Source organism: Jannaschia pohangensis (assembly GCF_900113875.1).
Classification (GTDB): domain Bacteria; phylum Pseudomonadota; class Alphaproteobacteria; order Rhodobacterales; family Rhodobacteraceae; genus Jannaschia; species Jannaschia pohangensis.
Window position 1 is genome coordinate 632,154 of record NZ_FORA01000001.1, and the last position, 22,499, is coordinate 654,652.

General features: G+C 66.3%; 22 protein-coding genes. 10 read left to right on the forward strand and 12 right to left on the reverse strand.

The window, feature by feature from the left end; all coding sequences use genetic code 11:
• Nucleotide 1: 1 nt before the first annotated feature.
• The 3 genes from BM002_RS03100 (at nt 2) to BM002_RS03110 (ending at nt 2,522) form a co-directional block, all read left to right on the forward strand.
• Nucleotides 2-964 carry an alpha/beta fold hydrolase gene (locus tag BM002_RS03100; RefSeq protein WP_245749109.1) on the forward strand — a complete coding sequence of 321 codons (963 nt, stop codon included), beginning with the start codon at nt 2-4 and terminating at the stop codon, nt 962-964.
• Between the two features lie 72 nt (nt 965-1,036).
• Entirely contained in the window at nt 1,037-1,909 is an 873-nt protein-coding gene (gene ppk2 / locus BM002_RS03105) for a polyphosphate kinase 2 (RefSeq protein WP_092777194.1), read from the forward strand.
• Complete coding sequence (locus BM002_RS03110) at nt 1,902-2,522, forward strand: TetR/AcrR family transcriptional regulator (RefSeq protein WP_092777196.1); 621 nt, start codon at nt 1,902-1,904, stop codon at nt 2,520-2,522. Before ppk2 ends, BM002_RS03110 begins: the two co-directional genes overlap by 8 nt.
• On the opposite strand, the gene pgi is transcribed toward BM002_RS03110, so the two are convergent.
• From pgi to BM002_RS03130, 4 genes are read right to left on the reverse strand one after another with little or no spacing between them, the layout of a single operon-like run.
• The gene (gene pgi / locus BM002_RS03115; protein WP_092777198.1) at nt 2,519-4,117 is read right to left on the reverse strand and encodes a glucose-6-phosphate isomerase; all 1,599 of its coding nucleotides are present in this window, start codon (nt 4,115-4,117) and stop codon (nt 2,519-2,521) included. The genes BM002_RS03110 and pgi overlap by 4 nt on opposite strands.
• A 10-nt stretch (nt 4,118-4,127) precedes the next feature.
• On the reverse strand, nt 4,128-4,799 hold the full coding sequence (gene pgl / locus BM002_RS03120) for a 6-phosphogluconolactonase (protein ID WP_092777200.1): 672 nt from the start codon (nt 4,797-4,799) through the stop codon (nt 4,128-4,130).
• A gap of 2 nt (nt 4,800-4,801) precedes the next feature.
• Complete coding sequence (gene zwf, locus BM002_RS03125) at nt 4,802-6,256, reverse strand: glucose-6-phosphate dehydrogenase (RefSeq protein WP_092777203.1); 1,455 nt, start codon at nt 6,254-6,256, stop codon at nt 4,802-4,804.
• An 18-nt stretch (nt 6,257-6,274) separates the two neighbouring features.
• On the reverse strand, nt 6,275-7,423 hold the full coding sequence (locus BM002_RS03130; protein ID WP_092777205.1) for an anhydro-N-acetylmuramic acid kinase: 1,149 nt from the start codon (nt 7,421-7,423) through the stop codon (nt 6,275-6,277).
• A 67-nt stretch (nt 7,424-7,490) separates the two neighbouring features.
• Here BM002_RS03130 and tyrS point away from each other — a divergent pair, with 67 nt between their 5' ends.
• Nucleotides 7,491-8,744, forward strand: coding sequence for a tyrosine--tRNA ligase (gene tyrS, locus BM002_RS03135; RefSeq protein WP_092777207.1), 1,254 nt, complete (start codon nt 7,491-7,493; stop codon nt 8,742-8,744).
• Nucleotides 8,745-8,804: 60 nt separating this feature from the next.
• Nucleotides 8,805-9,011 (forward strand): DUF2273 domain-containing protein, encoded by a 207-nt coding sequence (locus BM002_RS03140; RefSeq protein ID WP_092777209.1) that lies wholly within the window; start codon nt 8,805-8,807, stop codon nt 9,009-9,011.
• Nucleotides 9,012-9,088: 77 nt separating this feature from the next.
• Here BM002_RS03140 and BM002_RS03145 read toward each other — a convergent pair whose 3' ends face one another.
• The 7 genes from BM002_RS03145 to BM002_RS03175 form a co-directional block, all read right to left on the reverse strand.
• Entirely contained in the window at nt 9,089-9,643 is a 555-nt protein-coding gene (locus BM002_RS03145) for a peptidylprolyl isomerase (RefSeq protein WP_092777211.1), read from the reverse strand.
• Complete coding sequence (locus BM002_RS03150; RefSeq protein ID WP_092777213.1) at nt 9,636-10,136, reverse strand: peptidylprolyl isomerase; 501 nt, start codon at nt 10,134-10,136, stop codon at nt 9,636-9,638. The genes BM002_RS03145 and BM002_RS03150 overlap by 8 nt, the downstream gene beginning before the upstream one ends.
• Before the next feature lie 99 nt (nt 10,137-10,235).
• Nucleotides 10,236-10,895 (reverse strand): DUF533 domain-containing protein, encoded by a 660-nt coding sequence (locus BM002_RS03155; RefSeq protein WP_092777215.1) that lies wholly within the window; start codon nt 10,893-10,895, stop codon nt 10,236-10,238.
• A 200-nt stretch (nt 10,896-11,095) separates the two neighbouring features.
• A complete protein-coding gene (locus BM002_RS03160) occupies nt 11,096-13,447 on the reverse strand; it encodes a TRAP transporter large permease (RefSeq protein WP_092777217.1) in 2,352 nt (783 codons plus the stop codon).
• A gap of 90 nt (nt 13,448-13,537) precedes the next feature.
• A complete protein-coding gene (locus tag BM002_RS03165) occupies nt 13,538-14,455 on the reverse strand; it encodes a TRAP transporter small permease subunit (RefSeq protein WP_092777219.1) in 918 nt (305 codons plus the stop codon).
• 87 nt (nt 14,456-14,542) lie between these two features.
• Nucleotides 14,543-15,625: a TRAP transporter substrate-binding protein gene (locus BM002_RS03170; protein WP_092777221.1), complete on the reverse strand. Its 1,083-nt coding sequence runs from the start codon at nt 15,623-15,625 to the stop codon at nt 14,543-14,545.
• A gap of 194 nt (nt 15,626-15,819) precedes the next feature.
• A complete protein-coding gene (locus tag BM002_RS03175) occupies nt 15,820-16,899 on the reverse strand; it encodes a TRAP transporter substrate-binding protein (RefSeq protein WP_092777223.1) in 1,080 nt (359 codons plus the stop codon).
• Nucleotides 16,900-17,069: 170 nt separating this feature from the next.
• On the opposite strand from BM002_RS03175, the gene BM002_RS03180 reads away from it, so the two are divergent.
• Entirely contained in the window at nt 17,070-18,485 is a 1,416-nt protein-coding gene (locus tag BM002_RS03180; RefSeq protein ID WP_092777225.1) for a cache domain-containing protein, read from the forward strand.
• Between the two features lie 54 nt (nt 18,486-18,539).
• Nucleotides 18,540-19,190 (forward strand): response regulator, encoded by a 651-nt coding sequence (locus BM002_RS03185; protein WP_092777227.1) that lies wholly within the window; start codon nt 18,540-18,542, stop codon nt 19,188-19,190.
• A 4-nt stretch (nt 19,191-19,194) separates the two neighbouring features.
• Here BM002_RS03185 and BM002_RS03190 read toward each other — a convergent pair whose 3' ends face one another.
• Nucleotides 19,195-19,791, reverse strand: a complete 597-nt coding sequence (locus tag BM002_RS03190; RefSeq protein ID WP_092777229.1) for a lytic transglycosylase domain-containing protein — start codon at nt 19,789-19,791, stop codon at nt 19,195-19,197.
• A 201-nt stretch (nt 19,792-19,992) separates the two neighbouring features.
• Here BM002_RS03190 and ssb point away from each other — a divergent pair, with 201 nt between their 5' ends.
• Genes ssb through BM002_RS03205 form a run of 3 tightly spaced genes read left to right on the forward strand, consistent with a single transcriptional unit; the run spans nt 19,993 to nt 22,493 of the window.
• A complete protein-coding gene (gene ssb / locus BM002_RS03195; protein ID WP_092777231.1) occupies nt 19,993-20,508 on the forward strand; it encodes a single-stranded DNA-binding protein in 516 nt (171 codons plus the stop codon).
• A complete protein-coding gene (locus BM002_RS03200) occupies nt 20,508-21,254 on the forward strand; it encodes a hypothetical protein (protein ID WP_092777233.1) in 747 nt (248 codons plus the stop codon). Before ssb ends, BM002_RS03200 begins: the two co-directional genes overlap by 1 nt.
• Nucleotides 21,255-21,269: 15 nt before the next feature.
• Nucleotides 21,270-22,493 carry an aminotransferase gene (locus BM002_RS03205; protein WP_092777235.1) on the forward strand — a complete coding sequence of 408 codons (1,224 nt, stop codon included), beginning with the start codon at nt 21,270-21,272 and terminating at the stop codon, nt 22,491-22,493.
• Nucleotides 22,494-22,499 lie beyond the last annotated feature (6 nt).

The window sequence follows — 22,499 nt, forward strand, 5'->3', positions numbered from 1 at the left end:
TGTGATAGGACGGGGCATTCTGACCGGGGCGGGCCTGACGGCCTTGGGTGGCGGCTTTGTCATGCGCCGCGCCGTCGCCCGCGAAGCCGATTTCGAGGCGGCCTTCCCGCCCGAGGGCGACATCCTCTATGTCGACGACATTCCCGTCCACGTCGTGATCAGGGGCACCGGCCCGGACCTCGTGATGCTGCACGGCGCATCGGGCAACAGCCGGGAATTCACCTTCGATCTGATCGCGCGGTTGCAGGACCGCTATCGCTGCATCGCCTTCGACCGGCCCGGGCTTGGCTACACCGGGCGCGCCGATCCCGCCTATGACGCCGCCTATTCCGATCGGGCCGAGACGCCCGCCGAACAGGCCGGGCTTCTGGCGCGCGCCTATGGGCAGATCGCGAAGGGCGATGCCCCCCTCGTCCTGGGGCACAGCTTTGGCGGCACTGTGGCGCTGGCCTGGGCGCTCGACCATCCAACGCGCGCGCTTGTCCTTCTGGCGGCGGCCGCGATGCGCTGGCCCGGTGGTCTGGGTCCGCTCTATGCCGTGAACGCCTCGGCCCCCGGCGGCGCGCTGGCCATCCCGGTTCTGACCGCGACCGTGCCCGAGGCGAAGCTGCGCCAGATTTCCGAGCGCATCTTTCTGCCCAATCCGATGCCTGCGGGATACTTCGAACATATCGGCGCGCAGCTGACCCTGCGGCGGCGCTCGCTGCGGGCCAATGCGCGACAGGTAAACGGGCTCAAGCCGCATATCATCGTGATGGAAGACCGCTATCCCGGCCTGTCTATGCCCATCGAATGGCTGCACGGCGACGCCGACACCATCGTGCCCGCCCACATCCATGCCCATCCCTTCAAGGCGCTGGTCCCGCATACCAACCTGAGCATCCTGTCCGGTGTCGGGCATATGCCGCACCATGCCGAACCGGACGCGGTTCTGGCCGCCATCGACCGTGCCCACGCCGCCTGAGCGGGCGAACGGTCAGGGCTGGCCCCTTGTGGCCCCGGTGGCCTATACCACTTCGACCGACAGGAGACGTCCATGACCAAGCCCTTCGATGCCGCCATCACCCGCTTCTACGAGGAGGAGGCGCCGAGGGATATCGCCAAGGCCATTGCCGAAGCGCGCAAGAAGGACGTGCTGGCCGACGGCTTCCCCTATGACGCCTGGATGGACAAGGGCGACTACGAGGACGAAATGGCCGACCTCCAGATCGAGTTGGTCAAATGTCAGTCCTGGGTCCGCGACAGCGGCACGCGCGTGGCCGTCGTCTTCGAAGGCCGGGACGCGGCGGGCAAGGGCGGCACCATCAAGCGGTTCCGCGAGAACCTGAACCCCCGCATCGCGCGCACCGTCGCCCTGTCCAAACCGACCGAGACCGAGGCCGCGCAATGGTATTTCCAGCGCTACATCGCGCATTTGCCTTCGGGTGGGCAGATGGCTCTGTTCGACCGCTCCTGGTACAACCGTGCGGTGGTCGAACATGTCTTCGGCTTCTGCACAGCGACACAGCGCGAAACCTTCTTCGCGCAGCTCCCCCGGTTCGAGGACATGATGATCGAGGACGGGATCATCCTGATCAAGCTCTGGCTCAACGTCGGGCGGGCCGAGCAATTGCGCCGCTTCCTGTCGCGCGAAAGCGATCCGCTCAAGCACTGGAAGCTGTCGATGATCGACGTGAAGGGCCTGTCCAAATGGGATGCCTATACCGACGCCATCGGCGAGACCTTCGCGCGCAGCCATACCGACACCGCGCCCTGGACCATCGTGCGGTCCGACGACAAGCGGCGCGCGCGGCTGAACGCCATTCGCAGCGTATTGACCCGCATTCCCTATGACGGGCGCAAAGACGCCGCCCTTCAGATTGATCCCGCAATCGCCGGCGGCCCGGAGCTTTGGCTCAACGGTGCCTAAGCGCGGCTACCACCACGGCAACTTGAAGCAGGCGCTGGTCGATGCGGCGCTGTCGCTGATCACCGAAAAGGGACCGACCGGCTTTACCCTGTCCGAGGCCGCCAAACAGGCGGGCGTTACCCCCGCCGCCGTCTATCGCCATTTCGAGGGGCGCGAGGACCTGATCATCGAATGCGCGCTTCAGGGGCACGCGATCTTCGGCGACCTGATGGAATACGCCTACCGCAATGGCCAGCCCTCGGCCTTGGCCGCGTTCGAGGCGACCGGCCGGGCCTATCTGGCCTTTGCGCGCAAATATCCGGGGCACTATATGGCGATGTTCGAATCCGGTCTGTCGCGCCATGCGACCCCCGAACTCAGCCGCGCCGTCGCCCGGTCGCGGGGCATCCTGGAGCAGGCGGCCGAGCAATTGTCGCAACACATCCCCGCCGACCGCCGCCCGCCCGCGACCATGTTCTCGTCCCACATCTGGGCGATGAGCCACGGGGTCGTCGAATTGTTCGCGCGGGGCAATCCGGGCGGCAATGCCCCCTTCCCGCCCGAAGACCTGCTCGAGGCCGGGATCGGGATCTATCTGCGGGGTCTGGGCCTCGTGGCGCCCGACGCGGACTAGCCGCGCCAGGCCAGCAGTTGCGCCAGCAATGCCTGGGTCGAGGCATCCTTGCCGCTGGCATCCGCGCCATCGACAAGGGGCCCAAGGGATGTCGCCAGTTCCTTGCCCAACTCGACGCCCCATTGGTCGAAACTGTTGATGCCCAGCATCACGCCCTCCGCAAAGACCCGGTGCTCGTAAAGCGCGATGAGGCCGCCCAGAACCTCGGGCGTGAGCTGCGGATAGATCAGCGTGGTCGAGGGGCGGTTGCCTTCGAACACCCGGTGCGCGGCCTGCCGCTCCAGCTCCGCGCCCGTGAAACGGTCGGCTATCGTGGCGCGCGCCTCCGCGTGGCTGCGCCCCTTGAGCAGGGCCTCGGACTGCGCCAGGCAATTTGCGATCAGCAGGCGGTGGTGATGGTCCAGCCCGGCCTCGTGACCCCGGGCCGCGACCATGAATTCGCAGGGCACGGGCACCTTGCCCTGATGGATCAACTGATAGAACGCGTGCTGACCGTTCGTCCCGGGCTCGCCCCAGACGACCGGCCCGGCCACGCCCGCGACGGCGTCCCCGGCCATCGTGACGCCCTTGCCATTGCTCTCCATCTCGAGCTGCTGAAGATAGGCCGGAAGCCGCGCCAGCCGATTGTCATAGGGCAGGACAGCGCGGGTCGGATAGCCGCAGACCTGGTGGTTCCAGATGCCCGCAAGCGCCAGCATGACCGGCAGGTTTTCGGCCAGCGGTGCCGTGCGGAAATGACTGTCCATCTCGCGCGCGCCGCGCAGGAAGTCGTCGAACCGGTCCGGTCCGATGGCGATCATCAGCGACAGGCCGATCGGCCCCCAGACGGAATACCGCCCGCCCACCCAATCCTCGAAGCCCAAGACGCGAGACGGGTCGATGCCGAAATCACGGGTCTTGTCGTCGGCGGTCGAGAGTGCTGCGAATTGCGCCGCCGGATCCGAGACGCTTCCCCCCATCCAATCGCGGGCGGTTTTCGCATTGGTCAGGGTCTCGATGGTCGTGAAGGTCTTGGAGGCGACGATGACCAGCGTCGTGGCCGGGTCGAGTCCCTTGGACGTTTCGGCCCAGTCGGCCCCGTCGACGTTCGACACGAAATGACAGCGCGGCCCGTCGTGAAACGGCGCCAGCGCCAGAACTGCCATCGCGGGGCCAAGGTCGGACCCGCCGATGCCGATGTTGACCACATCGGTGATGGTGCCCCCCTGCCCGGTGAACCTCCCGCCGCGCACCTCGTCGGCGAAGGCCCGCATCCGGGCGAGCGTGTCGTGAACGCCGGGCATGACATCCACGCCGTCGACCATGACGGGGTCCGTGCCGCGCAGGGCAGTGTGCAGAACGGCGCGATCCTCGGTCTCGTTGATGCGCGCGCCGGTGAACATCGCGTCACGCCGGGCGGGGACATCGGCGGCGAGGGCGAGCAGCTCGGCCCAGTCGTCGGCAGCGATGGACGTCTTCGTCATGTCGAAGACGAACGAGCCCGCAACGCCGGTCAGGGCCGCATTCCGGTCTCCGTCGCCCAGAAGGTCGGTGATGCGGGGCGCGCGCGCGGTCCACCGCGCTTTCAACGCCTCGATGCCCTGCCAGAAATCCATGTCGCTCTCCTCAGGGGGCCCAGTGAACGGTCGCGTCCCGCAGGAAGGCGGCAATCGGTGCCTGCATCGGGTCGCGTGTCCGGGCGTCTTCCAGAACGGCGCGCTTTTCGTCGCCCATGATCAGGACGTGAATGTCCATCGCATCGGCCAGCACGCGCCGCGACAGGGTCACCCGAGGCTCGCCCGCGGTGTCGGCTCGCATCGGGACAAGGACGGGCGCCGTGTTCGACATCGCCAGGTCCAGCTTGTCGGCCCCGGGAAACAGGCTGGCCGTGTGCATGTCCGTCCCCATCCCGAGCAGGAGGAGCGAGATCGGAAACCTGCCCTCGAACCCGGCTTCGAGCGCCGGGATGCCCTCCTCGGGCGTGGGCGCATCGTTGACCAGCGGCACAAGCCGCGCCCGCGCAGCCTTGTCCGTCAGCAGCGTTTCCCGGAGCAATTTGGTGTTGGACCGCGCGTGATCCTCCGGCACCCACCGTTCGTCGTTGAGAAAGACATGCACTCGGTCCCACTCCAGATCCGCACCCGACAGCGTGGCGAAGGTCTCGCCCGGCGATGTGCCGCCGGGGACGCAGAAGCTCGCGCTGTCATGGGTCGTCAGGCACCGGCGCAGGCAGGATGCCAGCGCATCGGCCAGCCCCATGGCCAGCATTTCCCGGTCGGGATAGGCGCGGAAGTCCATGCTCAACCCTCCTCCAGATCGCGCCATCGCCGCCCGTCACGGTGCATCAGCATCAGCGCCTCTTCGGGGCCGGACGACCCCTGGGCATAGGCCTGCGGCTTGTCCCCGCGTTCGACCCATCCGCCGATGATCGGGTCGGTCCAGGCCCAGGCGGCCTCGACCTCGTCACCACGCATGAAGAGCGTCTGGTTGCCCCGGATCACATCCATGATGAGCCGCTCATAAGCATCGGGAATTTCCTGACCATCGGGACCAAGCGCGTCGGCAAAACTCATGTCGAGCGGCACATTGACCAGACGCATACCGCCCGGCCCGGGTTCCTTGATGGTCACCGAAAGGTCGATGCCCTCGTCCGGTTGCAGCCGGATGGTGAGCGAGTTGGCCGTCGACCCTTCGTCCCGCTCGAAGATGGAATGCGGCGTTTCCTTGAACTGGATGACGATCTCGGACATCCGCTTGGTCATCCGCTTGCCCGTCCGCAGGTAGAAGGGCGTGTGCTTCCAGCGCCAGTTTGAAATCCCGATCTTCATCGCGATGAAGCTTTCGGTGCGGCTGTCGGGGTTTTCGGCATCCTTCACGTAGGAGGGGTTCTCGCCCGCCTTGTACTGACCGCGCACCACGTCCTTGGGCGACACCGGGTCCAGCGCGCGGATTACCTTGAGCTTTTCGTCACGCAGCCGGTCGGGCTCGAACTGGCTGGGCGGCTCCATCGCCGTCAGGCACAAAAGCTGCATCAGGTGGTTCTGCACCATGTCGCGCATGGCACCCGACTTGTCATAGTAGCTGCCGCGCCCGCCGACGCCCACCGTTTCGGCAACGGTGATCTGCACGTGGTCGATGTAGCGCTCGTTCCACAACGGCTCGAACAGGACGTTGGCAAAGCGCACCGCCATCAGGTTTTGTACCGTTTCCTTGCCCAGGAAATGGTCGATGCGATAGATCTGCGTCTCGTCGAAACTGGCCGCAAGATCGGTGTTGAGCTTCCGGGCCGTCTCCAGGTCGACGCCAAAGGGTTTTTCGACCACCAGCCGGCTGTTTTCGCAGGCGATGCCGAAGCTGCGCAGCTTTTCCGCCAAGGGGCCGAAGATCGACGGCGCGACCGAGAAATAGAAGGCCTTGACCACGTCGTCGCGGACGCTTGCCTTCAATTCCTTCCAGCCGCCGTCGCCCATGGCGTCGATTGGAATATAGCTGCACTGCGCGAGGAAGGCCTTGATCGTGTCCTTGTCGCGCTTGGCCTTGGAGACGAATTCCTCCAGCGCCTCGGCCACCAGCTTGCGAAAGGCCGCGTCGTCCATCTCGGAGCGGGCCGCGCCGATGACGCGTGCGTCTTCGGGCATCTGCCCCGCGACGAACCGCCGATAGAGCGAGGGCAGGATCTTGCGCCGGGCAAGGTCGCCGGTGGCCCCGAACAGGACCAGATCAAAGGTGTCGACTGGGATCGTGCGGGAGACCATCTGAAGCTCCTGTTACCGCTAACGGGCCTCAGTTACCCGCCGATTGCCCCCGTGTCTAGCACCCGCTGGCAGGGGGTCCGCAAGACCGTCGGGCCGACTTACCTGTCCACCGCCGACCATCGCCTTGATTCCGGTCGTTCCCGGAAAACTTGTGGGCAGACCACGCAGCACACGGACGGCCAGAAAGGCGAAGGCCTGCGCTTCCAGCATGTCGCCATCCAGACCCGCCGCCTCGATGGGTTCGACCGTGGCGGGCAAGCGCCCGAGCGCGTCCATGATGACCGGATTGTGACGCCCGCCCCCGGTCACCAGAACGCGCGCGGGCGGCGTCGGGCATTGCGTCAGGGCCAGGCCGACGCTCTGCGCGATGACCTCGACCCAGGTGGCGGCGGCATGACTGGGCGGCAAGGCGTCGATCTCGGCTCCGGCGCGGCGAAAGGCGTCGCGGTCCAGCGATTTGGGCGGCGCGCGGAAGAAATAGGCGTGCTGCATCAAGGCATCGGCCAGATCGGCGCGCACCTCCCCCTCGCGGGCCAATTCGCCGTTCCGGTCGAATGGCTGACCCAACCAATCCATGCAGAGGTCGTTGATCGGCGCATTCGCGGGGCCGGTGTCGAAGGCCAGCAGGGCACCCGGATCCGTGACCGGCAGCCCCGGGTCGATCCACGTCAGGTTGCCCACACCGCCAAGGTTCAGGATGGCCAGCGGCTCGGTCGCGCCGATCCAGCGGGCACAGGCGTGGTGGAACACCGGGGCCAATGGCGCCCCCTCCCCGCCCAGAGAGACATCGGCGGTGCGGAAATCCCAGACGATGGTCCGGTGCAGACCCTCGGCCAGCCGCGCGCCATCCCCGGCCTGATGGGTGCGCCGGTTCGCCGGGTCATGGGCCATGGTCTGACCGTGAAAGCCGACCACGTCCGACGCGTCGAACCCCGCCAAAAGCTCCTCATGGGCCGCTTCGACCACCTCGGCGGCGGCGGCGACCCCCGCGCCGCCCTGCCATTGCCCCATGGCGGCGCGGATCACCTCGCGTTCGGCGTCCGAATAGGCACGGTAGGCTGAGACCCCGAAAGACGTGATCGTCTCGCCATCCGTCAGCAGCTCGGCGGCATCCACCCCGTCCATGGAGGTGCCCGACATCGTGCCCAGTGCGCGGATCGGCTGCATGTCTCTTTCCCTCTGACCGCCCCCGCGCTAAGTCGGGGAACCCAACTTCAGATGGACCGAAAGACCCATGGCATACCACCCCAAATCAGACTTCCTGAGCGTGATGATCGAGCGTGGCTTCCTGGCCGACTGCACTGATTATCAGGGTCTGGACGAGGCTTTGGTCAAGGGCGCCGTGCCGGGCTATATCGGCTTCGACGCCACGGCGTCGTCGCTGCATGTCGGGTCGCTGATCCAGATCATGATGCTGCGCTGGCTCCAAAAGACGGGCCACAAACCGATCGTTCTTATGGGCGGCGGCACTACCAAGGTGGGCGATCCGTCGTTCCGCGCCGATGAACGCCCCCTGCTGACGCCTGCGCAGATCGATGCCAACATCGCCGGGATCAAGCAGGTCTTCGCCAGCTACGTGACCTTTGGCGACGGGCCGACGGATGCGATGATGTCGAACAATGCCGAGTGGCTGGACGGTTTGAACTACCTCGACTTTCTGCGCGATGTCGGGCGGCATTTCAGCGTGAACCGGATGCTCGCCTTCGAAAGCGTCAAATCGCGCCTCGACCGCGAACAATCGTTGTCGTTCCTCGAATTCAACTACATGATCCTGCAGGCCTACGACTTCATGGAGCTGCACCGCCGCCATGGCTGTCTTCTCCAGATGGGCGGGTCGGATCAATGGGGCAACATCGTCAACGGCATCGACCTGACGCGCCGCATCCTCGACGATCAGGTCTTTGGCCTGACGTCGCCGCTGCTGACGACCAGCGACGGCAAGAAGATGGGCAAGTCGCTGTCAGGCGCGGTCTGGCTGAATGGCGACATGCTGTCGCCGTATGAGTTCTGGCAGTTCTGGCGCAACACGACCGACGCGGACGTGGGCCGGTTCCTCAAGCTTTATACCGAGTTGCCGGTGTCCGAATGCGACCGTCTGGGCGCGCTCGAAGGCTCGGCGATCAACGACGCCAAGATCGTGCTGGCCAACGCGGTAACCACCCTGCTGCACGGATCCGAGGCGGCGGCGGCAGCGGAGGCCACCGCGCGCGAGGTCTTCGAAAAGGGCGGCGCGGGTGACGATCTGCCCACGGCGACGGTGACCCCGACCGAAGCGGCGGACGGCATTTCCATCGTGCAGCTGTTCGTGCGCGCGGGCCTGTCGAAATCCGGCAAGGACGCCAAACGCCTGATCGCCGAGGGTGGCGCGCGCTTGAACGACGCGGCCCTGACCGATGCGGGTCTGGTGCTGGATGCGGCGGCACTGGCCGACCCCGTAAAGTTGAGCGCCGGACGCAAACGTCATGCACTTGTGCGATTGGCGGATTGATGGGAACCAAACGCGCATCCGCGCGTTAGAATGATGGAATTACGGAAAAAGGAGACCGCCATGAGCGCCCCCGACACCAATCTCGACCGACAGAAGAAGCGTCACGCAGGCCCTCTCATCGGCATCGGCGCGGGCATCGTCTTCGCGATCATCCTGCTTGTCGTGTATATGTCGAACGTCGCGGGCGAGCCCGGCGAAGGTGAAGCGGACGTGGTCGAAAGCCCGAGCGTTTCCGCACCTGCAACAGAGACTCCGGTCAACCAGTAATCCTGGCGATCCCGAGTAAAAAAGGACCCCGCGCGGCAAGCACGGGGTCCTTTTTCGTTGCGTACCCGACGTTCGGGTCAGTCGATGACGCGCACGTCCGCCATCACATCCGGGTCGCCGATCATTGCGCCATTGGGGCCTTCGCCCCGCTTGATCGCATCGACCACATCCATGCCGCCAGTAACCCGGCCCACGACCGTGTATTGGCCATCGAGGTGCGTCGCCGGGGCGAACATGATGAAGAACTGGCTGTTGCCGGAATTCGGGTCCGACGCCCGCGCCATGCCGACCACGCCGCGCTCGAAGGACTCGTCCGAGAATTCGGCGATCAAGTTGGGCCGGTCGCTGCTGCCGGTTCCGGCCAGCGCCATGTTCCCGCCAAGCCGGCCGTGCTGCACGTCGCCGGTCTGGGCCATGAAGCCGTCGATCACCCGGTGAAAGACGACCCCGTCATAGGCCCCGGCTTCGGCCAGCGCCGTGATCTGGGCCACATGATTGGGTGCGACATCTTCCAGCAGGTCGATGGTGATGGTGCCATTCGCGACACCCTGCACATCGATCTCCAGACCGGATGCCAAGGCTGGCCCGGCCAGCAAAAGGCCCGAAACAAGGACACAGGCGACATTACGCATCGGCGGCCACCTTGACCGAGATCATCTTGTCGGGGTTGGCAGGCGGCTCGCCGCGCGTGATGGCGTCGACGTGCTCCATGCCCGAAATCACGCGGCCGTAAACCGTGTACTGACGGTTCAGGAAGTGATTGTCCGAGAAGTTGATGAAGAACTGGCTGTTGGCCGAATCCGGGTTCTGGCTGCGCGCGGCGCCAAGAGTCCCACGGTCATGCGGCACGCCCGAGAACTCGGCCTTGACGTTCGGCTTGTCGCTGCCGCCGGTGCCCGCGCGACCCGTGTCGCCATCGGCGCGCCCATGTTCCACGTCGCCGGTCTGCGCCATGAAGCCGTCGATGACGCGGTGGAAAACGACGCCATCATAGGCGCCTTCGCGGGCCAGCTCCTTCATCCGCGCGCAATGCAGCGGCGCGATGTCCGGCAAAAGCTCCAGAACGACGTTTCCGCCCTTCAACTCGATGATGATCGTGTTTTCCGGATCCTTGATATCAGCCATTCCGGCCTCCCTGAATTTATGTCCCGCGAAGGCTTAAGACATTCGGTTGCGGAGGGGAAGGGACGCGCATGGCGCCCCTGCCCGTCCTGTCGCCGCCCGTCAGTGGACCTGGCGGTGCAGCATCGCCACCTCTTGCGGGTCGAGCGCCAGCGCCGTGGCGAAGCGGTTCAGGAAATCCCGCTCGGCAGGGTGATCGGGGTTGATCGCCGTCAGCGCCGCCGCATAGACCGCCGCCTCGGACCCGCGCGGCACGTCGCGGGCAAGGCCTTCGGGATGGATCGGCTCGGACAGGGCCTGGTCGATCACGGCGCGATCTTCGGGGCTGTCGGCATCGCCCAGGATCTGGTCCAGAGCGGCACGCTCATCCGCGTCGATCTGGCCATCGGCCCGCACGGCCTGCCCGATGGCGCGCACCATGGCGGCGGCCGTCGCCTCGTCCTGTGGGCCCGCTTCGGCGTGGGTCATCATGCTGTCGTCGGTCGCCCCCGACCCGAGCGCGGCCGATCCGCCGGCCATGGCCGCAAGACCGCCGAGCAGGCCCTTGCCCGGCGTGCCGCCGCCAAGCTGGCCCAGAAGACCGCCAAGGCCACCGCTGGATCCGCCCCGCCCCTGAAGCGCGCCCATCAATCCGCCGCTGCCGCCGGACGAGGCCAGCATCTTCTGCACCCCGGCCATGCCGCCCTTGCGGCGGAAGGCGTCGTATCCTTTGGTGGCCGCGAAGGCCACGACCATGCCGACGGCCATTTTCTTGAGTGACATCCGTTCTCTCCCTTTGGCTACGTGGCGAACGTAGGGACAGACGCGCCCTGCGCCAAGGCCCGTGCCACGTGCCGACGGTATTCCGGGCCGATGCCACCGGCCTGACGGCGCGTTTCCGCCGCTGCGTCCGGATGCATCGTCCCTGACATCGCGTCGAGGTCCCGTGTGGACGCGGTGCGGGCCGCGTCCGCCCGCCCCGGTCAGGGCAGCAGGTTCGGCACGATCGTCACGATCGACGGGAACATCCACAGGATGCCGAGACCCATCAGCTGGATCAGCACGAAGGGCACCACCCCGCGATAGATATGCCCCGTGGTCACCGCCGCAGGGGCCACCCCGCGCAGATAGAACAGGGCGAAGCCGAAGGGCGGCGTCAGGAAGGACGTCTGAAGGTTCACGGCGATCATGATCGTCACCCATTTCGGGTCGAAGGTGCCGCCATAGATGACCGGCCCGACGATGGGGATGACGATGTAGATGATCTCGAGGAAGTCGAGCACGAAGCCGAGCACGAACAGCACCAGCATCACGATCAGGAAGACCGTCAGCTCATTGTCGAAGCTGCGCAGGAACTGCTGGATGTAGTGCTCTCCGCCGAAGGAGATCAGCACAAGGTTCAAAAGCTGCGATCCGATCAGGATGGTGAACACCATCGACGTGACCTTGGCCGTCTCGCGGACCACGGGGGCCAGCACGCCGTTGCGGAACAGGACCCAACAGGCGAACAGCAGGCCAAGGAACGCGGCGTGATAGGCGACCACCGCGATGGCCAGCGCGATGGCATCGCCCACGGTCGTCGACTCGAGCCCTGTGCGCAGGTCGAAGTTCACCCCGAAGAGCAGCATCACGACCAGCGCAAGCGTCGAGAGCAGGATGTATTGCCCGCCCGCGCCCTCTTCCTTCAGCTTGCGATAGGCGGCCAGCATGATCGCGCCGGCGGCCCCGAGGGCTGCGGCGGGTGTCGGGTTGGTGATACCGCCCAGGATCGACCCCAGGACCGCGACGATCAGGACGAGCGGCGGGAAGACCACGGCCAAAAGCTCGTTCTGGGCCAGGCGTCCGGCGCCGTGATAGACCCCATAGAGCGCGATCGCCAAGGGGATCGACAAGAGCAGGAACGTCGCCCCCGGCGTAGTCGTGGGCAGGATCAGCGTCCAGTCGACGATGAAGGCCAGAACGATCCCGGCAGCCCCGATGACAAGCGGGCGGGGATCGGCCAGCGGGTTGATGCCCCGTGCCAGCGCCAGTGTCAGGCCCAGACCCAGGAACAGGATGGCCACGCCGGTGCCGATGGGCGCGGCGGTCGAGATGGCGAGGTTGCGCGCCTCGATCAGTTCCTCGGCCGTCAGTTCCCGCGCCAGCTGCGCGCCCCCGGCGTCGTTGATCGCGGCCTGTTGCGCGACGGCAAGGTCCCAGGCCCCCTGCCCGTGCAACTCGATCATCGCGGCCTGACAAGCCTCGGACACGTTGGTGCGCAGCGAGGCCTGTTCCCCGGCTTGCGAGAAGGAAGAGACGATTGTCGATTGGCTGCCGACGATGTCGGCCATGCCTGCCACTATGACACCGCCGATCAACACGAGCGGAATGGCCAGGAACCAGACCAGCGCGTCATTGCGGGTGATGACACTGGACCGGCCGCCATCAAGGATGACGGGCGGCGCCTTGGACGGGTTGAGCAGAGCGAAGCCGAAGGCATAGGCACCGTAAAGGAACGCGAGGAAGATGCCCGGCAGCAGCGCCGCCTGGAACAGCGATCCGACCGACACCACGGCGGGCTCACCCAGGTAGGTCAGCGCATCCGAACAGCCCACAAGCTGCGCGCGGTTTTCCTGTGCGGTGGAATAGATGTCGCCCGCCAAGGTGCCCAGAAGCACGATCACGATGGACGGCGGAATGATCTGCCCCAGGGTGCCCGACGCGGCGATGACGCCGGTGGCGAGCTCGGGCGAGTAATTGTTGCGCAGCATCGTGGGCAGCGCGAGCAGGCCCATGGTGACCACAGTCGCTCCCACGATCCCGGTCGAGGCAGCCAGGAACGCGCCCACGATCACGATGGACACGGCCAGACCACCGGGCAGCGGTCCGAAGACGCGCGCCATGGTCGTCAGCAGGTCGTTGGCGATCTTGGAGCGTTCCAGCGTGATGCCCATCATCACGAACATGGCCACGGCCAGCAGCGTCTCGATCGAGGCGCCGGCAATCACACGCTCGTTCATGCGCTGGATGATCAGGCCCAGTTCGCGGTTGACGGAATCCTGCCAGCCGTTCGGGTAAAGCGCCTCTTCGACGCGGGGCAATTCGGGGTAGCGGAACACGGAAATGGCGTCGCGCGCGATCCCGTCGGAAATCAGCGCGGCATATTCGGCGCTGGCCGTATCGATGGCCTGATGGATCAGCAGCCCCGAACTGTCGAGCGCCGCGATGATCGCAAAGCTGATGACGCCCGCGCCGCCGATGGAGAAGGCGACCGGAAATCCGGACATGATCGCCCCGAACAACGTCAAGAAGACGATGATGATGCCGATTTCGATACCGTCGAGCCCGAAAAGCATGGTGGTGTTCCCCCGCAGCGCCTTGGCTGCCCTTTTGTCTTTGTCTTTGTCGGTGCGCCCGGACCCGTTCGGGCCGCGCGATGATCTGGTCTAGTGGATCTGGGCCGCGCGTTCGGCGTCTTCGTCGCCCAGGATATCGCGGTCGAGATAGCGGTCGGCGCTCAGCTCGCCCTCGCGGAATTCCAGCCAGCTGCGCCAGAAGAAGGTGCAGGCCTGGATGAAGACCGTCGCGGCAAACAGGGTGATGAGGACCTTGAACATCCAGTAGGCGTCGAAGCCGTTCGGGCTGAACCCGATGGTCTCCACGTTCCAGCGCACGCCGCGCGCCCGCTGGAACAGCTTGTCCAGATCGGCGTCGGCGGCCAGGCGCGGGCTGATCAGGCTGCCCCAGAGATAGTACCAGCCGTACATCCAGATCAGGACGAGCGCCGGCATCATGAAGATCAGCGAGCCGAACATGTCGATGGCGCGCTTGGTGCGGTGCCCCACGGCGGAATAGACGAGGTCGACGCGCACGTGACCGCCCTGAATGAACGTCCAGGACACACACAGGCAGACGATGATGGCGTTATAGAGCTTCAGCTCTTCGGAATACCAAGACAGGTCGCGGGTGAAGGTCGTGCCGAATGGCCCGACGCTGATCTCCGAGACGCGGAAGATGCGTTGCAGGAAGACAATCATCACCTGTTGCAGGACCATCAGAAGGCCGGCCCAGGCGGCGATGCGACCGATCCAGTTCATCGTCGCTTCGGACCCGCGCACGACGGACCACAGGAACGGGCGCGAGAAGATGCCGATCGCGGTGATGGTCAGGAAGATGGCGAAGATAACGAAGAAGAACTCGACCGAGGCGCCATAGAACACGAACCGCATCAGCGATTCCTTGTCCTCGGGCGTTTCGAACGACCGGGTCCATGCCAGCCATGACGACGGATGCGTCAGGGCATATCCCAGATTGTAATAGGCAAGAGCCAGGTTCTTGAAGAACCAGATCAATGCGTCCAGCATGGCGTCCCCCACAGACGTGTGCCGGGTCGTTGCCCGGTCACGGAAGTGGCCCGCCCCCCGCTTGGCGCGGGGCGCGGGCCGTTTTCGTCAGCCCATCACGCGGTCGCGCTGAGCGCGGTAGGCGCTCTCGGATTTCTGAATCCAGTTGGACGACTGGCGCATGGAAGCCATGGCGCTCTCGCGGATGCGCGCAAACAGCTCGTCGCCCATGTTCTCGTCCAGGGTGGCGGTCGCAGCGGTGCCCATTGCATCCCAGACCGAGTCGGGGAATTCGCGGACGGTCACGCCGCCGGACTGCAGACGCTCCAGCGCGGAACCGTTGTTGGCCAGGAATTGGGCCAGGTTCCACTGGTGGCACTCGGCCGAGGCGATCTCGATGATCTTCTGGTGGGCCGGCGACAGCTCTTCGAAGACGTCGCGGTTGGTGGCAACCGACAGGCCCGCACCGGGCTCGTGGAAACCGGCGGTGTAGTAGATCTTGGTGATTTCCTGGAAACCGGCCTTTTCGTCGGCCCAGGGTCCGATCCACTCGGTCCCGTCGATGGCACCGGAGGCCAGCGCCTGGTACACTTCGGAGCCGGGCAGGTTCTGCACCGATGCGCCCATCTTGCCGAGCGCCTGACCACCAAGGCCGGGCATCCGGAACTTGAGGCCCTGGAAGTCTTCCGGACCATTGATTTCATTGCGGAACCAGCCGCCAGACTGCGCGCCGGTATTGCCGCCGAGGAACGACTTGAGGCCGAAGATCTGGCCCAGTTCGTCATGCAGCGCGGCGCCGTCGCCATGGTAGTACCAGTTGGCCAGTTCCTGCGCCGTCATGCCGAAGGGCACGGCGGTGAAGAAGGCATAGCCCGGGTGCGAACCCACGAAGTAGTAGTCCGCGCCGTGGTACATGTCGGCCTGACCGGAGGTCACGGCGTCGAACACCTCGAACGCACCGACGAGTTCGCCAGCGGCCTTCAGGTCCACGGTGAGGGCGCCGTCGGTCATGGCGGTGATGCTGTCGGCGACGCGCTGCGCCGAATCATGCACGCCAGCAAGGCCGCGGCCCCAGGTCGTGACCATGGTCAGCGTGCGGTTGCCCTGTGCATAGGCCGGTGCGGCCAGTGCTGCACCGGCTGCTGCGCCGGCACCGATGGTGGAATTCTTAAGGAATGAACGACGGTCCATTGCTTCCCCCCTAAATTGTTTTGGTCCCCCACACCCTCCCGGCACAGGGGTCGCCCGTTTCCGGGACACAGCGGCACCCTAGGGAGCGCGGCGACGGAGTCAAATACCCGAAAACCCGTAGTCGCCGATAAAGAATGCGACGGATTGCCCCGCGCGGTCCCACCATCCGGGCCGCGCGGGGCGCACCCCCCAGGTCAGACGCCGCGCACGCGGTCGCGCTGGGCGCGGTAGATCCCTTCGGACTGCGACAACCACGCCGAGGACGCGGCCATGCTCTCCATCGCGGATGTGTGGATGCGGGCGAACAACTCGTCGCCCATGTTCTCTTCAGTCACCGCATCCGAGGCGGCGCCCATGGCGTCCCAGACCGCTTCGGGGAAGGTGCGCACCTGCACGCCGCCCGATTGCAAGCGGGCCAGCGCGCGCCCGTTCTCGGTCAGGAACTGCGCCAGGTTCCAGTGGTGCGCCTCGGCCGAGGCGATTTCGATGATCGATTGCTGCGCCGGGGTCAGGCTTTCGAAAACGTCGCGGTTGACGGCCAGGCTGTTGCCTGTGCCCGGCTCGTGGAAACCGGCGGCGTAGTAGATCTTGGTGATCTCCTGAAAGCCCATCTTCTCGTCCGCCCAGGGGCCGATCCACTCCGTTCCCTCGATCGCACCCGAGGACAAGGCCTGATAGACCTCGGCCCCCGGCAGGTTCTGCACCGAGGCCCCCATCTTGCCGAGCGCCTGCCCGCCAAGGCCCGGCATCCGGAACTTCAGACCCTGGAAATCATCGGGCGAATTCATCTCGCGGGTGTACCAGCCCCCCGCCTGCACCCCGGAATTTCCGGCCAGGAAGGACTTCAGACCGAAAATCTGCCCCAACTCGTCATGCAGCTCCGCGCCGCCCGAATGGTAGTACCAGTTCGACTGTTCCTGCGCCGTCATGCCGAAGGGGGTGGACGAGAAATAGGCATAGCCCGGATGCTGACCGACGAAGTAGTAATCCGCGCCGTGATACATGTCTGCCTGACCCGAGGTGACGGCATCGAACACCTCGAACGCGCCGACCAATTCACCGGCGGCCTTCAGGTCGATGCTGAGTGTTCCGTCCGACATCGCGGTGATCTTGTCGGCGCAACGCTGTGCCACGTCGTGCACGCCCGCAAGGCCACGCCCCCAGGTCGTGACCAATGTCAGCGTGCGGTTGCCCTGCGCATAGGCGGGGGCGGCCAATGCGGCGGCTCCTGCGGTCCCCATGGCAGTGGTCTTGAGGAAAGAACGGCGGTCCATGTCTGTGCTCCCTGAAACTCTCTGATTGCTGGCTGTCGCGGGCGTCTGCCCCGCGCCGTCGCACAGACTGTGGCGGCGGGGACGCCCGACCAGAATTCGCCCGCAATTCGGACCACTGGCACCGCGAAATTGTTCAATCCGCTGGCATCCCAGACCGAAATGCCCTTGAAATGGGCGCCATGCGCCTGCCTCGCCTGTCATATGTTCAGCGTCTGCTCCTGGTGGCTGCCCTGCCGCTGATCCTGGCGGTCAGCGCGATTGCCGTGCTTGTCGCCGTTCAGTCCGAACGCACCGCCACGCGCGAAATCGAGGCCCTGGAAACCGCGATGATCGACGCCAAGCGCCGCGAGCTGCGCAACTACCTGCAACTGGCGCGCACGTCCTTCATCACGCTGTATGGCAACGCCGCCCCGAACGATGCCCAGGCGAAACTTCGGGTCACGCAGATCCTGTCGGCCATGGTCTATGGCACCGACGGCTTCTTCTTCGTCTACGATTATGACGGCGTGAACCTCGTGGCCCCGCGCCAGACCTGGCTGATCGGGCGGGACTGGAGCGGGATGACAGACCCGAACGGCACGGCGGTGACCGACACGCTGATCGATCTGGCCCGCTCTGGCTCGGGCTATCACAGCTATGAATGGCCCAAGCCTTCGACAGGACGGGAGGCCACGGTCCTGACCTACGTGATCGGTCTGCAGGACTGGCAGTGGGCCATCGGCACCGGCGTCTGGCTCGACGATGTGCTGGCGCAGGCGACGCTGGCGCGGGCCGAGGTGCGGGAACGGGTGCGCGAGCAATTCCTCTGGATCGGGGCGATCACGCTGGCGGCCCTTCTGGCGGTGTTCGGGTCGGGCTTCCTCATCACGGTCCGCGAACGTCGGCTGGCCGATGCCAAGCTCAAAGCCCTGACGCAGCGCGTCTTCGACACCCAGGAGGAAGAGCGCGGCCGCGTCGCCCGCGAACTTCACGACAGCATCAGCCAGCTTCTGGTGGGCATCCGCTATCGCCTCGAACTGGCGCGGCGCCTGACGGCCAAGGGCGATCCCAAGGCTGAGGGCGCGGTCGACGCCGCCATCAGCGGGCTGCAAGGCGCCCTGACCGAGGTGCGCCGGATCAGCCATGACCTGCGCCCCGGCGTGCTGGACGACCTGGGCCTTGGTCCGGCGCTCAAATCCCTTTGCGAGGCGTTCGAGGCGCGCAGCGGCCTGACGGTCGAATTCCGCACCGTCGTCTTCCGCAACCGCCTCGATATCGAGGCCAAGACCGCCCTCTACCGCATCGCGCAAGAGGCTCTGACGAACATCGAACGCCACGCCGGCGCGTCCCGCGTGACGGTGCAGGTTTTCGGGCACCGGCGCGGGGCCACCCTGCGCGTCACCGACGATGGCCGCGGCATCGGCGAGCGGGGCAAGGACCCGGGCCTTGGCCTGCGCAACATGGCCGAACGCATCGAACAGCTGGACGGCACGCTCCTCATCTCTCCCGGACCCGACGGACGCGGCACGGTGATCGAGGCTTCCGTCCCCCTGAGCCACCTCCTGGCCCCCGAACAAAGCGGCCCCGTCCGACAGGCCGCCGAATAGCCGCACGCTCTGCACCGCTTGCCGTAATTGCCCCGAGACCCTAACGAACGCCCCATGACCCAGACACCCGACACCATCCGCATCCTGATCGTCGACGACCACCCGATGGTGGCCGACGGCATGCGCGCCTTGCTGGAAACCTATGACGATCTGATCGTTGTCGGCACGCTGTCGAACGGGCGCGAGGCCATCGAACAGGTCGCGACCCTGTCCCCCGACGTCATCCTGCTCGATCTGAACATGCCCGAGATGAACGGGCTGTCGGCGACCGAGATCCTGCGCGAACGGCACCCCGATATCGCCGTCCTGATCCTGTCGATGCACGACGCGCCCGAATACGTTGCGACCGCGCTGCGCCACGGGGCCGCGGGCTATTGCCTCAAGGATCAGCCGACCGAGGAAATCCGCCGCGCCATCGACCTGGTCCGCGCGGGCGAGCGGTATCTCTGTGCCGGGCTTGAATCGGCGCTGGAGCCTTCGGGCGACGGGTCGGAGCCGCTGACCTCACGCGAGCAGACGATTCTGCTGCTGCTGGCGCAGGGACGCTCCAACAAGCAGGTGGCCCACGACCTCGATATCTCGGTCCGCACCGTCGAGACGCATCGCAAGAACCTCAAGCGCAAACTGGGGATTTCGACGACCGCAGGCCTGACCCGCTATGCGATGGAGCATGGCGTGTTGCAGGGAACCGTGCTGAACGGATGACGCGTCAGCCGCGCCCCAGGATCGCGGTCACGTAATTGCGCGTCTCGCGGTAGGGGGGAATGCCGTTGTGTTGCTCGACCGCGCCCGGGCCCGCGTTATAGGCGGCGAGCGCCAGTCGCCAGCTTCCGAACTTGCGATACTGCGTGGCCAGATAGCGCGCCCCACCCTCCAGGTTCTGCGCCGGATCGTTCGGGTTCACCCCAAGTGCGCGCGCCGTGCCCGGCATCAGCTGCGCCAGACCGATCGCCCCCTTGTGGGACCGCGCGTTCGGGTTCCAGCCCGACTCCTGGCGGATAAGGCGCAGGAACAGGTCCTCGGGGATGCCGTTGCGGCGGGCCGCGGTGCGGGCATGGTCGATCCAGGCGGATCGCTGACTGCCGTTGTAGCGCGGGATGACTTCGGCCGTGGGCACGCGGACCTGTTCGGGCGTGATCGGCAGAAGACGGCGCGAATGGGCATATTGCGACGACAGGCGACGGTCCATCAGGTCGGTCTGGCTGGCGAACAGATCGGCGCGCCCCCGGCTGGAGAATGTCTGCGCTTCGGCGGCGGACGTCACGGTAAGCGCCACGGACAACGCGGCGAGGCTGGCAAAACGCATCGAGGACCACCCCTGTCTGTCAACTGTCGGACCGCCGTGCATGTCTCTGGACGTCCGGTCGTCGCAGACGCTAGCGCAAAAGTTAACCGAAAGGAACCCGGCAAGGCGGCCGCGCCGATCCGCTCCGGTCATGGACCTTTAACCATTACAATGCTCAAAAGGCGGCAGAGAGATTCGACAGACAAAGCGGGAGAGAGCGGCATGGCTGGCAGCGTCAACAAGGTGATCATCATCGGCAACCTGGGCCGCGACCCGGAGATCCGAAGCTTTCAGAACGGTGGCAAGGTCTGCAACCTGCGAATCGCCACCTCCGAGACCTGGCGCGACAAGGCCAGCGGCGAGCGCAAGGAAAAGACCGAGTGGCATTCGGTCGCCATCTTCTCCGAGCCGCTGGTCCGCGTGGCCGAGCAATACCTCAAGAAGGGCTCCAAGGTGTATATCGAGGGGCAGCTGGAAACCCGCAAATGGCAGGACCAGTCCGGTCAGGACAAGTATTCGACCGAGGTCGTCCTGCGCCCCTACCGCTCCGAGTTGACGATGCTCGACGGTCGCAGCGACGGCGGCGGCGGCGGCGGTGGCAACTATGGCGGCGGTGGCGGCGGGTACGACGACCGGGGCGGTTATGACGACCGCGGTGGATCGAGCGGCGGCTCCGGCGGCGGCAGCAAGGGCGGCTATGGCGGCCCGTCCGACATGGACGACGAAATTCCGTTCTGATGACCGGCTGGCGGCTTGCCCTGGCGCTGGCCGCCGCCCTGCGTGCGACCGCGCTTCAGGCGCAGGAGACACTGCTCACCCTGACGCTGTCGGGTGATCTCTGGCGGCAGGGCGGCGTTGTCCGCCTCTTTGCCCTGCCGACCCCGGCGGCGGACATCCCCGACACCATACCGCCCACGGCGACCGTCACCGACCGCTATTCCGAAGTGCAGCTGCGCTTCCCCGAGACCGGAACGTACCGCTTCCGCTTCGCCGCGCCCGCAGAGGCGAGCCAATCGGCCGCGACCGAGCTGATGTCGGTGATGGGCGGCGCGACCCCGATGACCCAGGGCTTCACCGGCCAGATCCCGGACGGCGGATTGGTCGTGCGCGTCCTGCCGCTGGCGGAACATGCCGGGGACAGTGCCGACAGTCGGCAGCAGGCCGCCTGGGGTATCGTCGAGGGATACGACGCAAAGCCCCCCGCCGATGCGCGCAGCGCCCGCGTCCTGGCGGCCCTGATGTATGAGCGACCTTGGCGCGATGTCGGCCTGTCGTGTTCCGGCACCGGTCGGGTGCAGGTCTGCGCCATGCCCGCCGCCTTTGCCGACGATCTGGACGCCGCCTGGTGGCGCGACATCGCCCGCGCCCGACTCGACCGGATGCGCGACAGGGCGGTCGCGGCCTGCTACGACTCCGGCTGGTCGGTCGCCCGCTGCGAGGCCGTGCCCGACACTGACGAACCCACCTACCGCCCCGCCGATTGACCGAGGGAAGCCCCGATGCGCAACCTGAACCCGATGCTTGCCGCGACCGACGCCCCCCCGGTGATGGAGGCGCGCCGCTGGATCGCCAATGCCACCTTTCCCGCCGATCGCCCGCTCCTGAACCTCAGCCAGGCGGCCCCCGCTGATCCGCCGCCCGAACCGCTGCGCCAGGCCATGTCCGACATCGTGCTGAACGACCCCGCGGCGCATCTCTACGGCCCTGTCCTGGGCCTCGATGCCCTGCGCGCGCGCGTTGCCTCCGACTGGTCGCAGCAATATGGCGGCGCGGTCCGTCCCGATCAGGTGGCGATCACCTCGGGCTGCAATCAGGCCTTCGCCGCGTCGATGGCGACTTTGGCCAGCCCCGGGGACAACGTCATCCTGCCGACGCCCTGGTACTTCAATCACAAGATGTGGCTCGATATGGGCGGGATCGAAGCGCGCCCGCTTGAGACCGGCCCCGACCTGCTGCCCGATCCGGGCGCGGCGGCGGCGCAGATCGACGACCGCACGCGGGCCATCGCGCTGGTTTCGCCCAACAATCCGGGCGGCGTCGAATACCCGGCAGAGCTTGTGGCCGCCTTCCGCGATCTGGCCCGGGCGCGCGGCATCGCCCTGATCCTCGATGAGACTTACCGCGATTTCGACAGTCGCGAGGGCGCGCCCCACGACCTGTTCGCCGATCCCGACTGGGACGACACGCTGATCCAGCTCTATAGCTTCTCCAAGGCCTACCGCCTGACCGGGCACCGGGTCGGCGCGATCTGCTGCGCGCCCGACCGGTTGGCGCAGGTCGAGAAGTGGCTCGATACCGTCACCATCTGCCCTGCGGGCCTGGGCCAGCGCGCCGCCCTCTGGGGGATGGAGAACCTGCACGACTGGCTCGCGGGCGAGCGGCAGGAAATCCTGCGCCGTCGCGCCGCGATGGAGGCGGGGTTCGCCACTCTGCCCGACTGGCGGGTTCTGGGCTGCGGCGCCTATTTCGCCTATGTCGCCCATCCCTTCGACGCGCCGTCCGATGCCGTCGCCAAGGCGCTGGTCGACCGCGCCTCGCTTCTGGTGTTGCCCGGCACGATGTTCGGGCCGCTGCGCGCGCAGGGTGGGTCCGGCCGGGCCGGGGCGACGCTGCGCATCGCCTTTGCCAACGCCGATCTGGACGGGATCGCGACCCTGTTCGACCGTCTGCGCGATGTGACCGCCCAAGGCCTCTGGACCCCGCCTGCCCCCTTGCCTATCTAGCGTCCC

Coding starts and splice junctions, on each gene's coding strand:
- ppk2 (WP_092777194.1), top strand. CDS start 1,037: ATGACCAAGCCCTTCGATGCCGCCATCACCCGCTTCTACGAGGAGGAG.
- pgi (WP_092777198.1), bottom strand. CDS start 4,117: ATGGATTTCTGGCAGGGCATCGAGGCGTTGAAAGCGCGGTGGACCGCG.
- pgl (WP_092777200.1), bottom strand. CDS start 4,799: ATGGACTTCCGCGCCTATCCCGACCGGGAAATGCTGGCCATGGGGCTG.
- zwf (WP_092777203.1), bottom strand. CDS start 6,256: ATGGTCTCCCGCACGATCCCAGTCGACACCTTTGATCTGGTCCTGTTC.
- BM002_RS03130 (WP_092777205.1), bottom strand. CDS start 7,423: ATGCAGCCGATCCGCGCACTGGGCACGATGTCGGGCACCTCCATGGAC.
- tyrS (WP_092777207.1), top strand. CDS start 7,491: ATGGCATACCACCCCAAATCAGACTTCCTGAGCGTGATGATCGAGCGT.
- BM002_RS03140 (WP_092777209.1), top strand. CDS start 8,805: ATGAGCGCCCCCGACACCAATCTCGACCGACAGAAGAAGCGTCACGCA.
- BM002_RS03145 (WP_092777211.1), bottom strand. CDS start 9,643: ATGCGTAATGTCGCCTGTGTCCTTGTTTCGGGCCTTTTGCTGGCCGGG.
- BM002_RS03150 (WP_092777213.1), bottom strand. CDS start 10,136: ATGGCTGATATCAAGGATCCGGAAAACACGATCATCATCGAGTTGAAG.
- BM002_RS03155 (WP_092777215.1), bottom strand. CDS start 10,895: ATGTCACTCAAGAAAATGGCCGTCGGCATGGTCGTGGCCTTCGCGGCC.
- BM002_RS03160 (WP_092777217.1), bottom strand. CDS start 13,447: ATGCTTTTCGGGCTCGACGGTATCGAAATCGGCATCATCATCGTCTTC.
- BM002_RS03165 (WP_092777219.1), bottom strand. CDS start 14,455: ATGCTGGACGCATTGATCTGGTTCTTCAAGAACCTGGCTCTTGCCTAT.
- BM002_RS03170 (WP_092777221.1), bottom strand. CDS start 15,625: ATGGACCGTCGTTCATTCCTTAAGAATTCCACCATCGGTGCCGGCGCA.
- BM002_RS03175 (WP_092777223.1), bottom strand. CDS start 16,899: ATGGACCGCCGTTCTTTCCTCAAGACCACTGCCATGGGGACCGCAGGA.
- BM002_RS03180 (WP_092777225.1), top strand. CDS start 17,070: ATGGGCGCCATGCGCCTGCCTCGCCTGTCATATGTTCAGCGTCTGCTC.
- BM002_RS03185 (WP_092777227.1), top strand. CDS start 18,540: ATGACCCAGACACCCGACACCATCCGCATCCTGATCGTCGACGACCAC.
- BM002_RS03190 (WP_092777229.1), bottom strand. CDS start 19,791: ATGCGTTTTGCCAGCCTCGCCGCGTTGTCCGTGGCGCTTACCGTGACG.
- ssb (WP_092777231.1), top strand. CDS start 19,993: ATGGCTGGCAGCGTCAACAAGGTGATCATCATCGGCAACCTGGGCCGC.
- BM002_RS03200 (WP_092777233.1), top strand. CDS start 20,508: ATGACCGGCTGGCGGCTTGCCCTGGCGCTGGCCGCCGCCCTGCGTGCG.
- BM002_RS03205 (WP_092777235.1), top strand. CDS start 21,270: ATGCGCAACCTGAACCCGATGCTTGCCGCGACCGACGCCCCCCCGGTG.